This is a genomic window from Pseudocitrobacter vendiensis (assembly GCF_943590815.1).
Lineage (GTDB): Bacteria > Pseudomonadota > Gammaproteobacteria > Enterobacterales > Enterobacteriaceae > Pseudocitrobacter > Pseudocitrobacter vendiensis.
In genome coordinates this window covers 116043-129711 of sequence record NZ_CALSBS010000001.1, presented here as the reverse complement: position 1 = coordinate 129711, position 13669 = coordinate 116043, and the positions used below count along the sequence as shown (strand labels likewise).

Sequence of the window (13669 nt, the reverse complement as noted above, 5' to 3'; positions counted from 1 at the left end):
CTTCACGCTTTTCTGTTCATCTCCTCGAATGCATTGCCTTGCAGCGCTAACCTTGTCGCAAAAATGCCTGACCAGACAAGGAGTAACTATGGCAACCCCAATCATTCTCGACTGTGACCCAGGACACGACGATGCCATTGCCATCGTGCTGGCCCTCGCCTCCCCGGAGCTGGATGTCAAAGCCATCACCTCCTCCGCCGGAAACCAAACGCCGGATAAAACCCTGCGTAACGTGCTGCGCATGCTCACGCTGCTGAAGCGCTCCGATATTCCGGTGGCGGGCGGAGCGATTAAACCGCTGATGCGTAAACTTATTATTGCCGATAACGTGCATGGAGAAAGCGGTCTTGACGGCCCGGCGCTGCCGGAACCCGGTTTTGCCCCGCTTACCTGCACCGCTGTTGAGTTAATGGCAAAAACCCTGCGCGAAAGCGACCAGCCGGTCACGATTGTTTCCACCGGCCCACAAACTAACGTCGCCCTGCTGCTCAACAGCCACCCGGAACTGCACCCGAAGATCGCGCAAATTGTGATTATGGGCGGTGCAATGAGTCTGGGTAACTGGACGCCTGCCGCAGAATTCAATATCTACGTTGACCCGGAAGCCGCAGAAATCGTCTTCCAGTCCGGCATTCCGGTGGTGATGGCAGGGCTTGATGTTACGCATAAAGCACAAATTCACGTTGAAGATACGGAACGATTCCGCGCCATTGGTAACCCAATTTCCACCATCGTTGCCGAGTTGCTCGACTTCTTCCTTGAATATCACAAAGATGAAAAATGGGGTTTTGTCGGCGCGCCGCTGCATGACCCGTGCACCATCGCCTGGCTACTGAAACCCGAGTTGTTTACCACCGTGGAGCGCTGGGTTGGCGTGGAAACGCAGGGCAAATATACCCAGGGCATGACCGTTGTGGATTACTATTTCCTGACCGGCAATAAACCGAATGCGCGGGTGATGGTCGATGTGGATCGTCAGGGGTTTGTGGATTTACTGGCAGAAAGATTAGCGTTTTACCATTAATAAAAGCCCGGTGGCACTTCGCTTACCGGGCCTGCGGAGAAGCCATATTGTAGGCCGGATAAGCGTAGCGCATCCGGCACAAATCCTTACGGCTCGAACGGCCTTCTCTGGAACTGGTCATGCCCGCATTTCGGGCACAGTGGCAGCACATCCGGCGTATACACTGCCAGGTGGAAATGACACTTCTCGCACACCAGATTGCCCAGCCCTACCACCTCACCGCTGTGATACACGCCGTGGTGATTGAGGTCCTGAAAGACTTCGCGCCATTCCAGCTGTGTTTTATCGGTAATATCCGCCAGTTCCTGCCAGATACTCTCCTTGATGACGCGTAAAAATACGCTGTCTTCTTCGTCGTCCTGGCTTTCACTGTAACTCATGGCGAACTCTTCCAGGTCACGCCTGACTGCGCGAATCAGTTCGTCCACCTCCGTTCGCGTTAACTCGCCGGTCTGAACAACCCGCGCACGCGCCTGTTCCACCAGCGCATCGATATCACGCTCACCGTTGCGTAGACGTTCGGTCAGCGTCGTCACCAGTTCGCGGTAAAATTGAGCAACCTTGTTCATTGTTTCCTCTCCCGGGCAGTTAACCTACTCTTATAATAGACCTTATTTCTTCTCTACTCTGTCAGCTACCCCACAGAGTTCGTAAATCAGTGTCCGGGCTTTTCATCGCCATAATGTGTGAAAGGCTGTTTTGACGATGCGCTTTGGGCTATGCTATGCGGATCTGATTACCACATCCATTGGCTACATTGTAGCTGTATTGAAAACAGGACCACTGGCTGCCATGCAAGAGCAATACCGCCCGGAAGAGATAGAATCAAAAGTCCAGCAACATTGGGACGAGAAGCGTACCTTTGAAGTAACTGAAGACGAGAGCAAAGAGAAGTATTACTGCCTGTCGATGCTTCCTTATCCTTCTGGTCGACTACACATGGGCCACGTGCGTAACTACACCATCGGTGACGTGATCGCCCGTTATCAGCGCATGCTGGGCAAAAACGTTCTGCAACCGATTGGTTGGGATGCGTTCGGTCTGCCGGCAGAAGGGGCTGCGGTTAAAAACAATACGGCACCGGCTCCGTGGACGTATGACAACATCGCCTACATGAAAAACCAGCTCAAAATGCTGGGCTTTGGCTATGACTGGAGCCGCGAGCTGGCAACCTGTACTCCGGAATATTACCGTTGGGAGCAGAAATTCTTCACCGAGCTGTATAAAAAAGGCCTGGTCTACAAGAAAACGTCTGCGGTCAACTGGTGCCCGAACGATCAAACCGTTCTGGCGAACGAGCAGGTTATCGACGGCTGCTGCTGGCGCTGCGATACCAAAGTTGAGCGTAAAGAGATCCCACAGTGGTTTATCAAAATCACCGCTTACGCTGACGAACTGCTGAACGACCTGGATACGCTGGACCACTGGCCTGACACGGTGAAAACCATGCAGCGCAACTGGATTGGCCGTTCCGAAGGTGTGGAAATCTCCTTCGACGTAAACGACTACGCCGACAAACTGACCGTCTACACCACCCGTCCAGACACCTTTATGGGTTGTACTTACCTGGCTGTCGCCGCCGGCCACCCGCTGGCCCAGCAGGCTGCTGCCAACAACCCAACGCTGGCGGCTTTCGTTGACGAATGCCGTAACACCAAAGTGGCCGAAGCCGATATGGCGACCATGGAGAAAAAAGGCGTCGACACCGGCTTTAAAGCCATTCATCCGCTGACCGGCGAAGCGATTCCGGTTTGGGCGGCTAACTTTGTTCTGATGGAATACGGTACCGGCGCCGTCATGGCCGTTCCGGGTCACGATCAGCGCGACTACGAGTTCGCCACCAAATACGGTCTGAACATCAAGCCGGTTATCCTGGCAGCTGACGGTTCGAAACCGGACCTCTCCGAGCAAGCGCTGACCGAAAAAGGCACCCTGTTCAACTCCGGCGAATTCGACGGTCTGAGCTATGAAGACGGCTTTAACGCCATTGCCGACAAACTGGCCTCTATGGGCGTGGGCGAACGTAAAGTGAACTACCGTCTGCGCGACTGGGGTGTTTCCCGTCAGCGTTACTGGGGCGCGCCGATTCCGATGGTGACACTGGAAGACGGCACCGTTATCCCAACGCCTGAAGATCAGCTGCCGGTTATCCTGCCGGAAGATGTGGTTATGGACGGTATCACCAGCCCAATTAAAGCTGACCCGGAGTGGGCGAAAACCACCGTTAACGGTCAGCCAGCGCTGCGTGAAACCGACACCTTTGACACCTTTATGGAATCTTCATGGTACTACGCGCGCTACACCTGCCCGCAGTATCAGGAAGGTATGCTGGATTCAGACGCGGCCAACTACTGGTTGCCGGTGGATATCTACATTGGCGGTATCGAACACGCCATCATGCACCTGCTTTACTTCCGCTTCTTCCACAAACTGATGCGCGACGCAGGCATGGTGAACTCTGACGAACCGGCTAAACAGCTGCTGTGTCAGGGCATGGTGCTGGCTGATGCCTTCTACTATGTTGGCGAAAACGGCGAGCGTAACTGGGTTTCCCCGGTTGATGCTATCGTTGAACGTGACGACAAAGGTCGTATCGTGAAAGCGAAGGACGCGGCAGGCCATGAGCTGGTGTATACCGGCATGAGCAAAATGTCCAAGTCCAAAAACAACGGCATCGACCCGCAGGTGATGGTTGAGCGCTACGGCGCAGACACCGTTCGTCTGTTCATGATGTTTGCTTCCCCGGCAGATATGACCCTGGAATGGCAGGAATCCGGCGTGGAAGGGGCTAACCGCTTCCTGAAACGTGTCTGGAAACTGGTTTATGAGCACACATCTCAGGGCCCGGTTGCGGCGCTGAACGTGGATGCGCTGAGCGAAGATCAACAAGCGCTGCGCCGCGACGTTCATAAAACCATCGCCAAAGTCACCGATGATATCGGTCGCCGTCAGACCTTCAACACCGCCATCGCGGCGATCATGGAGCTGATGAACAAACTGGCGAAAGCGCCGGTGGAAGGCGAGCAGGATCGCGCTCTGATGCAGGAAGCGCTGCTGGCGGTTGTTCGTATGCTCAACCCGTTCACGCCGCACGCCAGCTTTACTCTGTGGCGTGAACTGGGCGGTGAAGGTGATATCGACAACGCACCGTGGCCGGTGGCTGACGAAAAAGCGATGGTCGAAAACACCACGCTGGTTGTCGTCCAGGTGAACGGTAAAGTACGCGGGAAAATCACCGTGGCCGTTGACGCAACCGAAGAACAGGTTCGTGAACGTGCAGGCCAGGAACACCTGGTCGCGAAATACCTTGATGGCGTTACCGTGCGTAAAGTGATTTACGTACCGGGTAAACTCCTTAACCTGGTCGTGGGCTAAGCGCGGGAGGAAGCGTGCGATATCTGACAACTCTGTTGTTATCTTTGGCGGTGCTGGTCACCGCCGGATGTGGCTGGCATCTGCGTAGCACTACGCAGGTTCCCAGCGAAATGAAAACGATGATCTTCCAGTCCGGCGATCCGAACGGCCCGTTAAGCCGTGCGGTACGTAATCAGCTGCGTCTGAACGACATCACTCTGCTGGAAGACAGCACTCTGCGTAAAGATGTGCCGTCGCTGCGTATTATCACCAGCAGCATGTCGAAAGATACGGCATCCGTGTTCCAGAACGGCCAGACGGCGGAATACCAGATGGTATTAACCGTGCGTGCGTCGGTGCTGATCCCGGGGCAGGATATCTTCCCTATCTCGACCAAAGTGTACCGTTCGTTCTTCGATAACCCGCAGCGTGCGCTGGCGAAAGATGCCGAGCAAACAATTATCATCAACGAAATGTACGATAAAGCGGCTGAACAGCTGATCCGTAAACTGCCGAGCGTACACATCGCCGACAGCAAAACGGCACCAGATACCATTCCGATGGCGGAAGAATCGCCGATTGGTCCTGGCCGTGTCTCCACCACTCTGGGTAACTGATGATTCGGTTGTATCCAGAACAACTCCGCGCGCAGCTCTCTGAAGGGCTGCGCGCGGCGTATCTGCTACTCGGTAGCGATCCGCTGCTGCTTCAGGAGAGCCAGGACGCCGTGCGCCATATGGCCACTGAGCAGGGCTTTACCGAGCACCACACCTTTTCCCTCGATGCCAGCACCGACTGGAACGAGATCTTCTCGCTGAGTCAGGCCCTGAGCCTGTTCTCCAGCCGCCAGACGCTGTTACTGCTGCTGCCGGAAAACGGACCAAATGCCGCCATCAACGAACAACTGGCGCGCCTGGTTTCACTGCTGCATGACGATTTGCTGCTCATTATTCGCGGCAACAAGCTTACCAAAGCGCAGGAAAATGCGGCCTGGGTGAGCGCACTTGCCAGCAGTGCCGTTCAGGTAAGCTGTCAGACGCCAGAACAAGCCCAGCTTCCGCGCTGGTTAGCGACGCGTGCAAAACAACTGAATCTTCAGTTAGATGAGCCCGCCAGCCAGCTATTGTGTTACTGCTATGAAGGCAACCTGTTAGCGTTGTCGCAGGCGCTGGAACGTTTATCACTGCTTTGGCCGGACGGTAAACTGACGCTACCGCGCGTAGAGCAGGCGGTGAATGATGCGGCGCACTTTACGCCCTTCCACTGGGTCGATGCCCTGCTGGCGGGAAAAAGTAAACGCGCCCTGCACATCCTGCAACAGTTGCGGCTTGAAGGCAGCGAGCCGGTCATTTTGCTGCGTACCGTACAACGCGAACTGCTATTACTGGTGAACCTGAAGCGCCAAAGCGCTCACATGCCGCTGCGCGCCCTGTTTGATAAACATCGCGTCTGGCAGAATCGCCGTGGTCTGGTAGGCGACGCCATTAATCGTCTGAGTAGCGACCAGTTACGTCAGGCGGTCACCCTGCTGACGCAGGCGGAACTTACTTTGAAGCAGGATTACGGTCAGTCTGTCTGGGCTGAACTGGAAAGCCTGTCGCTACTGCTTTGCCATAAAGCCTTAGCCGACGTATTTATTGACGGATGATATGACAAAGCTTCAGGCACTGTTTGGCGGTACTTTCGATCCCATTCATTATGGTCATCTGAAGCCGGTAGAAATTCTGGCAAATCAGATAGGCTTATCGCGCATAATTATTATGCCCAATAACGTCCCGCCGCACCGTCCGCAGCCGGAAGCCACCAGCGACCAGCGCAAACACATGGTGGAACTGGCGATTGCCGATAAACCGTTATTTGTACTGGATGAACGTGAGCTGCGCCGTGACATGCCGTCGTATACGGCGCAAACCTTACAGGAGTGGCGTCAGGAAGAAGGGGCGGAAGCACCGCTGGCATTCATCATCGGCCAGGACTCCCTGCTGACGTTTCCCACCTGGCACCAGTACGAAACTATCCTTGAGAACGCGCATTTGATTGTGACGCGTCGTCCCGGTTATCCGATGACCATGCAGCAGCCAGAGCATCAGCAGTGGCTGGATGATCGGCTGACGCTGCGTTCGGAAGATCTGCACGAACAGCCTGCGGGGAAAATCTTTCTCGCCGAGACGCCGTGGTTTGATATCTCCGCCACCATTATTCGCGAGCGATTACAAAACGGCGAATCCTGCGACGAAATGATGCCCGCGCCAGTGCTGGAGTACATCATGCAGCAGGGCTTGTACCGCTAAATACCGCATTCAACGCCTGGCACAGCCGGGCGTTTTCTTCCCGACTGCGGATCGCCACACGGTAATAGCGCTCGTCCAGCCCCGGATAATTCGCACAACTGCGGATGAGTACATGGCGCGTCAACAGCGCCTGCTGTAAATCCAGGCCCAGAACATTACAGCGTAAGAACAGATAGTTCGCACGCCCTTCCCAAACCGTAAGCCCGGAAAAACCTCTCAGCTGCGTCAGCAAACCTTCGCGTTCCCGCGCCAGCCACTGCCAGGTTGCCTGCTGATACGCACGGTCGTGCAGGACCATCTCACCCGCCAATGCGGCAAACGCATTGATAGACCAGGGCATCTGGCGCTGACGCATTCGCGCCACGGCGTCAGCGTCGCTGTTCAGCAGATACCCCAGACGCAGCCCCGGAATGGCATAGAATTTGGTTAGCGAGCGCAGCACCCAAACATGCGGGTTATTCTCCAGGTGCGGGATAAGCCCTGGTTCATCAGGAAGGAAATCGAGAAACGCCTCATCCACCACCAGCGTTATCGACAGCGCCCGACAACGTTCAACAATCGCCGCCAGTAATGATGCGTCAGGATAAAGCCCGGTCGGGTTATTCGGCGTACACAGAAACAGGCAATCCAGCTCAGCGGTCAGGGCCGGTAGTAAGCGCTCGGTAAGCTGCCAACTCTCTTCTTCGCACAGGGAAAATTCGCTGATCTTACAACCAACTTGCGCCAGCGCGCGTCTATATTCCGCAAACCCCGGCGTCACCAGCATAGCTCGCTGCGGTTGGAGCCCCTGCGCCAGCGTATAAATTGACTCCGTTTCGCCATTACCGGCCAGAATCCACTCAGCGGGAACATCATGGTGCGCCGCCAGTTGCTGATGCAGACCCTGATACTCCACATCCGGATAGCGTTCCGCCACGCCAATTTGCGCCACTAACGCCTGTTTGAGCGGTTCTGGCATACCCAGCGGATTGATATTCGCGCTAAAATCAACAAGCAAAGCGGGTTCAATGCCCAGCAGTTGCGCCGCCTCGCGAATGTTACCGCCGTGGGTGCTGGTAAGCTTAGCCATGATACTTCTCCGCCAAAAAGCAGTATCTTACTTCAGTTTGTTGATTCAGGGAGAAACACAATGAAACTCTGGCTGGTACGTCACGGAGAAACCCAGGCCAACGTCGATGGGTTGTACTCTGGCCACTCACCTACCCCGCTGACGGCGAAAGGCATCGGGCAAGCCGAGACACTCGGTACCCTTCTGCAACAGGTGCCTTTTGATCATGTGATGTGCAGCGAACTCGAACGCACGCAACAAACGGCGCGCCTTCTGCTGGGCGATCGTCCACTGGTGCCCGAAATTGTCCCGCAGCTTAATGAGATGTTTTTTGGCGACTGGGAGATGCGTCATCACCGTGATTTGATGGTCGAAGACGCAGCCAATTATGACGCCTGGTGTAACGACTGGCAGAATGCGGTTCCCACCAACGGCGAAGGTTTTCAGGCCTTCTCAGCGCGGGTTAATACCTTTATCGACAGGCTTCCTCACACAGATTATCAGAACCTTCTACTGATCAGTCATCAGGGGGTCTTAAGCCTTTTAACCGCACTTTTACTGAAGATGCCCTCGTCAGCAATGTGGCATTTTCGCATCGACCAGGGTGCATGGAGTGTGATTGAGTTTACCCCCACGTTTGCCACACTTCGCGTCCTCAATAGCCGCGCGCGCTGGCATCCGGAAGCGGGATAATCCCGATTTCTACCGCCGCGCCCGGCGCAGCCATTGACACCCGGCGACAGCCTGTTATCCTCCGCAGCCAGAATCATTCCACATGCAGCTATTAGCAAAAATTGTTTTACAAAAATGGCGATGCATTCGTTATTAATGAATGGGATGATAGCCCGCCTTACAACCCGTCCGGTGACATTTGTCCCGACAACGCCTTCAGTTCGGGTATACTGTCGGGCTCTACGACTATTTTCTTCACACACCCAAGGGGAACACACTTGCAGGGTAAAGCACTCCAGGATTTTGTAATCGACAAAATTGATGACCTGAAAGGTCAGGACATCGTGGCTATCGACGTTCACGGTAAATCCAGCATCACCGATTGCATGGTGATCTGCACCGGCACGTCCAGCCGTCATGTCATGTCTATCGCCGATCATGTTGTTCAGGAATCTCGCGCTGCGGGCTTAATGCCGCTGGGCGTGGAAGGCGAAAACGTCGCCGATTGGGTTGTTGTCGATTTAGGCGATGTGATTGTCCACGTCATGCAGGAAGAGAGCCGTCGCCTGTATGAACTGGAAAAGCTCTGGAGTTAAGTTGTGAAGCTGCAGTTGGTCGCCGTCGGCACCAAAATGCCGGATTGGGTTCAAACCGGGTTTACTGAATATTTGCGCCGTTTTCCGAAAGACATGCCGTTTGAGCTGGTAGAAATTCCTGCCGGTAAGCGCGGTAAGAATGCGGACATCAAACGTATTCTCGATAAAGAAGGCGAGCTGATGCTCGCCGCCGCCGGTAAAAATCGCATTGTCACGCTCGATATTCCCGGCAAACCGTGGGATACGCCGCATCTGGCAGTCGAACTGGAGCGCTGGAAGCAGGATGGCCGCGACGTCAGCCTGCTGATTGGCGGGCCTGAGGGGCTTTCTCCGGCCTGCAAAGCCGCCGCTGAACAGAGCTGGTCGCTTTCGAATCTGACGATGCCGCACCCGCTGGTGCGCGTGCTGGTCGCCGAGAGCCTGTACCGGGCGTGGAGCATCACCACCAACCACCCATACCACCGCGAGTAATGATGACCAGGGTAATTTAAGCAGCGAATGAAACTACAGAATTCTTTTCGCGACTATTCGGCTGAGTCTGCGCTGTTTGTGCGCCGGGCGCTGGTCGCTTTTACGGGGATTTTGCTGCTTACCGGCGTGCTGATCGCTAACCTCTATAATCTGCAGATCGTCCGTTTTACCGATTATCAAACCCGTTCCAACGAGAACCGCATTAAGCTGGTGCCAATAGCCCCCAGCCGCGGCATCATTTACGATCGCAACGGTACCCCGCTGGCGCTCAACCGCACCATCTACCAACTGGAGATGATGCCGGAGAAAGTCGATAGCGTGCAGGACACGCTGGAGGCGCTGCGCGGCGTGGTCGATCTCAACGATGATGATATCGCCAATTTCAAAAAGGAGCGCTCGCGCTCGCATCGCTTTACGTCTATCCCGGTGAAAACCAACCTGACGGAAGTTCAAGTGGCGCGCTTTGCGGTGAACCAGTACCGCTTCCCAGGCGTGGAAGTGAAAGGCTATAAGCGCCGTTACTACCCGTTTGGTTCCGCCCTCACCCACGTCATTGGCTACGTTTCAAAAATTAACGATAAAGACGTTGAGCGGCTCGACAAAGACGGCAAGCTGGCAAACTACGCGGCAACGCATGATATCGGTAAGCTCGGTATCGAACGCTATTACGAAGATGTGCTGCACGGCCAGACCGGTTATGAAGAAGTTGAGGTCAACAACCGTGGGCGCGTCATCCGTCAGTTGAAGGAAGTGCCCCCGCAGGCCGGGCATGATATCCATCTGACGCTCGATCTTAAGCTCCAACAGTACATTGAAACGCTGCTGGCCGGCAGTCGTGCGGCCGTCGTGGTGACCGACCCGCGAACAGGCGGCATTCTGGCGTTGGTTTCTATGCCAAGTTACGACCCCAACCTGTTCGTCGATGGCATCTCCAGCAAAGATTACTCCGGGCTGCTGAACGACCCGAATACGCCTCTGGTTAACCGCGCTACGCAAGGGGTTTACCCGCCCGCGTCTACCGTTAAGCCATATGTGTCCGTATCCGCACTTAGCGCGGGGGTGATCACCCGCAATACCAGCCTGTTTGATCCGGGGTGGTGGCAGTTGCCGGGCTCTGAAAAACGCTATCGCGACTGGAAAAAATGGGGCCACGGCCACCTGAACGTGACGAAAGCGCTGGAGGAATCGGCGGATACCTTCTTCTATCAGGTCGCCTATGACATGGGTATTGACCGCCTGTCCGAGTGGATGGGGAAATTTGGCTATGGTCATTACACCGGCATCGATCTTGCGGAAGAGCGCTCTGGTAATATGCCAACCCGTGAATGGAAGCAGAAACGCTTTAAAAAGCCGTGGTATCAGGGCGATACCATTCCGGTCGGTATCGGCCAGGGCTACTGGACGGCAACGCCGATTCAGATGAGCAAAGCGCTGATGATCCTGATTAACGATGGCATAGTGAAAGTGCCACATCTGCTGATGAGCACCACCGAAGGCGGGAAGCAGATCCCCTGGGAGCAACCGCATGAACCCCCTGTCGGTGATATTCATTCCGGCTTTTGGGAAATTGCCAAAGACGGGATGTATGGCGTCGCCAACCGTGGCAACGGTACCGCGCATAAATACTTCGCCAGCGCGCCGTATAAAATTGCAGCTAAGTCCGGTACGGCTCAGGTATTCGGCCTGAAAGCGAATGAAACCTACAACGCGCATAAAATTGCCGAGCGTCTGCGTGACCACAAACTGATGACCGCCTTCGCACCGTATAACGATCCGAAAGTTGCCGTTGCCATTATTCTGGAAAACGGCGGCGCAGGCCCGGCGGTGGGGACGATCATGCGTCAAATTCTCGACCACATTATGCTTGGCGATAACAACACCGATTTACCAGCCGAAAATCCGGCCGCAACAGCGGCGGAGGACCAATAAACATGACGGATAATCCGAACAAAAAATCGCTGTGGGATAAAATCCACATCGATCCGGCCATGATGCTGATCCTGCTGGCGCTGCTGACCTACAGCTCGCTGGTCATCTGGAGCGCAAGCGGCCAGGACATCGGCATGATGGAGCGTAAAATCGGCCAGATCGCCATGGGTCTGGTTATCATGGTAGTGATGGCACAAATCCCGCCGCGTGTATACGAAGGCTGGGCACCGTGGCTCTATATCTTCTGTATTATTCTGTTGGTGGCGGTCGATGCCTTCGGTGCAATTTCGAAAGGCGCTCAGCGCTGGCTTGACCTCGGCGTCGTGCGCTTCCAGCCGTCAGAGATAGCCAAGATAGCTGTCCCGCTGATGGTCGCGCGCTTTATTAACCGTGATGTTTGCCCACCGTCGTTGAAAAACACCGGTATCGCGCTGATATTAATCTTCATGCCGACGCTGCTGGTCGCGGCACAGCCTGACCTCGGGACATCCATCCTTGTCCTGCTCTCCGGTTTATTTGTGCTGTTCCTCTCCGGCCTGAGCTGGCGGCTTATCGGCATTGCCGTGGTACTTATCGCCGCATTTATCCCGATATTGTGGTTCTTCCTGATGCATGACTATCAACGTCAGCGCGTCATGATGCTGCTCGATCCGGAATCAGACCCGCTCGGCGCAGGCTATCATATTATACAGTCCAAAATTGCCATAGGCTCCGGCGGTCTGCGCGGAAAAGGCTGGCTGCACGGCACCCAGTCACAGCTGGAATTCCTGCCTGAACGCCACACCGACTTTATCTTCGCCGTTCTGGCAGAAGAACTTGGGCTGATTGGCATTCTGGTGTTACTGGCACTGTACGTGCTGCTGATTATGCGTGGGCTCTGGATCGCCGCCCAGGCGCAAACCACTTTTGGCCGCGTCATGGCCGGTGGCCTGATGCTGATTTTATTCGTTTATGTCTTTGTAAATATTGGTATGGTAAGTGGCATTCTTCCGGTGGTGGGCGTCCCGTTACCGCTGGTCAGCTACGGGGGGTCGGCCCTTATTGTACTGATGGCCGGGTTCGGTATCGTCATGTCGATACATACCCACAGAAAAATGTTGTCGAAAAGCGTCTAAGAGGTGCTCAATGCAAAAGCTTTGGCTGGGGATCTGCATCGCAGCAGGATTGCTGGCAGGTTGTTCGAATGATGATGTGCAACAAAAAACCGTCACCGTTCCGCAGCCCGCAGTATGTAATGGCCCGATAGTGGAAATCAGCGGGGCCGATCCGCGCTTTGAGCCGCTGAGCGCCACCGCAAACCAGGATTACCAGCGCGACGGTAAAAACTACAAAATCGTGCAGGATCCTGCCAACTTCAGCCAGGCGGGTTTAGCCGCTATCTACGACGCTGAACCCGGCAGCAATCTGACAGCGACGGGCGAGGCGTTTGATCCAACACAAATCACCGCCGCGCACCCCACGCTGCCGGTGCCGAGCTACGCGCGCGTCACCAATCTGGCGAATGGACGCATGATCGTCGTGCGCATTAACGATCGCGGCCCGTATGGCAACGATCGCGTGATTTCCCTTTCCCGCGCGGCAGCCGATCGTTTGAATACATCAAACAACACCAAAGTGCGTATCGATCCGATTATCGTAGCCCAGGACGGCACGCTTTCCGGCCCAGGCATGGCCTGTACAACCGTCGCGAAACAAACTTACGCCTTACCCAGCCGCCCTGATCTGAGCGGTGGGTTAGGCAGCGCGTCATCAGCCCCTCAGGCTGCTTCGCCGCAGGGCGATGTGCGTGCCATCAGCAACGATACGCTGAAACCTGAAGACACTGCCGGTGCGCCCGTCAGCAGTAGCGGTTTCCTCGGCGCCCCTACTCCACTTAACAACGGTGTACTGGAAAGCAGCGAGCCCACCCCAGCGGTGCAAACCGCCGCACCGGTGACCGCACCCGCCTCAACGCCGGCCCCTGCGGCTGTCGCTGCCCCCGTAGCTGCGCCTGCCGCAACCGGTGACTTTGTGGTCCAGGTTGGCGCTGTCAGCGATCAAGCGCGCGCGCAACAGTATCAACAGCGCCTGAGCCAGCAGTTCTCTGTGCCTGGTCGCGTCACGCAGAACGGTGCCGTCTGGCGTATTCAGTTAGGTCCGTTTAGCAACAAAGGCGAAGCCAGCACCCTACAACAACGTTTGCAGAGCGAAGCGCAACTGCAATCATTTATCACTCGCGCCAACTAAGATGTAGCCAGGCTTCCGATATCGTTTGCTAATGAATGTAAAAGTCATTAACAAAGTC

At 55.4% G+C, this 13669-nt stretch carries 13 protein-coding genes; 11 read left to right on the top strand and 2 right to left on the bottom strand.

Going from position 1 to position 13669, the window contains the following annotated elements:
- Positions 1-88 precede the first annotated feature (88 nt).
- Positions 89-1024 carry a pyrimidine-specific ribonucleoside hydrolase RihA gene (gene rihA, locus NMC31_RS00580; RefSeq protein ID WP_253896623.1) on the top strand — a complete coding sequence of 312 codons (936 nt, stop codon included), beginning with the start codon at positions 89-91 and terminating at the stop codon, positions 1022-1024.
- Between the two features lie 86 nt (positions 1025-1110).
- Here rihA and NMC31_RS00575 read toward each other — a convergent pair whose 3' ends face one another.
- Entirely contained in the window at positions 1111-1593 is a 483-nt protein-coding gene (locus NMC31_RS00575) for a zinc ribbon-containing protein (RefSeq protein ID WP_149464382.1), read from the bottom strand.
- Positions 1594-1816: 223 nt separating this feature from the next.
- On the opposite strand from NMC31_RS00575, the gene leuS reads away from it, so the two are divergent.
- From leuS to nadD, 4 genes are read left to right on the top strand one after another with little or no spacing between them, the layout of a single operon-like run.
- Positions 1817-4399, top strand: a complete 2583-nt coding sequence (leuS, locus tag NMC31_RS00570; RefSeq protein WP_253896622.1) for a leucine--tRNA ligase — start codon at positions 1817-1819, stop codon at positions 4397-4399.
- A gap of 14 nt (positions 4400-4413) precedes the next feature.
- Entirely contained in the window at positions 4414-4995 is a 582-nt protein-coding gene (lptE, locus tag NMC31_RS00565; RefSeq protein ID WP_149464380.1) for an LPS assembly lipoprotein LptE, read from the top strand.
- Positions 4995-6026 carry a DNA polymerase III subunit delta gene (gene holA / locus NMC31_RS00560; protein WP_253896621.1) on the top strand — a complete coding sequence of 344 codons (1032 nt, stop codon included), beginning with the start codon at positions 4995-4997 and terminating at the stop codon, positions 6024-6026. Before lptE ends, holA begins: the two co-directional genes overlap by 1 nt.
- 1 nt (position 6027) lies before the next feature.
- Positions 6028-6669 carry a nicotinate-nucleotide adenylyltransferase gene (gene nadD, locus NMC31_RS00555; protein WP_253896620.1) on the top strand — a complete coding sequence of 214 codons (642 nt, stop codon included), beginning with the start codon at positions 6028-6030 and terminating at the stop codon, positions 6667-6669.
- Here the strand turns inward: nadD and cobD are convergent.
- Complete coding sequence (gene cobD, locus NMC31_RS00550) at positions 6644-7738, bottom strand: threonine-phosphate decarboxylase CobD (protein WP_253896619.1); 1095 nt, start codon at positions 7736-7738, stop codon at positions 6644-6646. The two genes, nadD and cobD, sit on opposite strands and share 26 nt — an antisense overlap.
- Before the next feature lie 60 nt (positions 7739-7798).
- Between cobD and NMC31_RS00545 the strand changes: the two genes are divergently transcribed.
- The 6 genes from NMC31_RS00545 to rlpA all read left to right on the top strand — a co-directional run bounded on the left by NMC31_RS00545 (position 7799) and on the right by rlpA (position 13611).
- Positions 7799-8410, top strand: a complete 612-nt coding sequence (locus NMC31_RS00545) for an adenosylcobalamin/alpha-ribazole phosphatase (RefSeq protein ID WP_253896618.1) — start codon at positions 7799-7801, stop codon at positions 8408-8410.
- A 257-nt stretch (positions 8411-8667) separates the two neighbouring features.
- Entirely contained in the window at positions 8668-8985 is a 318-nt protein-coding gene (gene rsfS, locus NMC31_RS00540) for a ribosome silencing factor (RefSeq protein ID WP_041686290.1), read from the top strand.
- Positions 8986-8988: 3 nt separating this feature from the next.
- On the top strand, positions 8989-9456 hold the full coding sequence (rlmH, locus tag NMC31_RS00535; protein ID WP_108473933.1) for a 23S rRNA (pseudouridine(1915)-N(3))-methyltransferase RlmH: 468 nt from the start codon (positions 8989-8991) through the stop codon (positions 9454-9456).
- A gap of 27 nt (positions 9457-9483) precedes the next feature.
- Positions 9484-11385: a peptidoglycan DD-transpeptidase MrdA gene (gene mrdA, locus NMC31_RS00530; protein ID WP_149464375.1), complete on the top strand. Its 1902-nt coding sequence runs from the start codon at positions 9484-9486 to the stop codon at positions 11383-11385.
- Positions 11386-11387: 2 nt separating this feature from the next.
- Positions 11388-12500 (top strand): peptidoglycan glycosyltransferase MrdB, encoded by a 1113-nt coding sequence (gene mrdB, locus NMC31_RS00525; protein WP_015965383.1) that lies wholly within the window; start codon positions 11388-11390, stop codon positions 12498-12500.
- Positions 12501-12510: 10 nt separating this feature from the next.
- Positions 12511-13611: an endolytic peptidoglycan transglycosylase RlpA gene (rlpA, locus tag NMC31_RS00520; protein ID WP_149464374.1), complete on the top strand. Its 1101-nt coding sequence runs from the start codon at positions 12511-12513 to the stop codon at positions 13609-13611.
- The last annotated feature ends 58 nt before the right edge of the window (positions 13612-13669 follow it).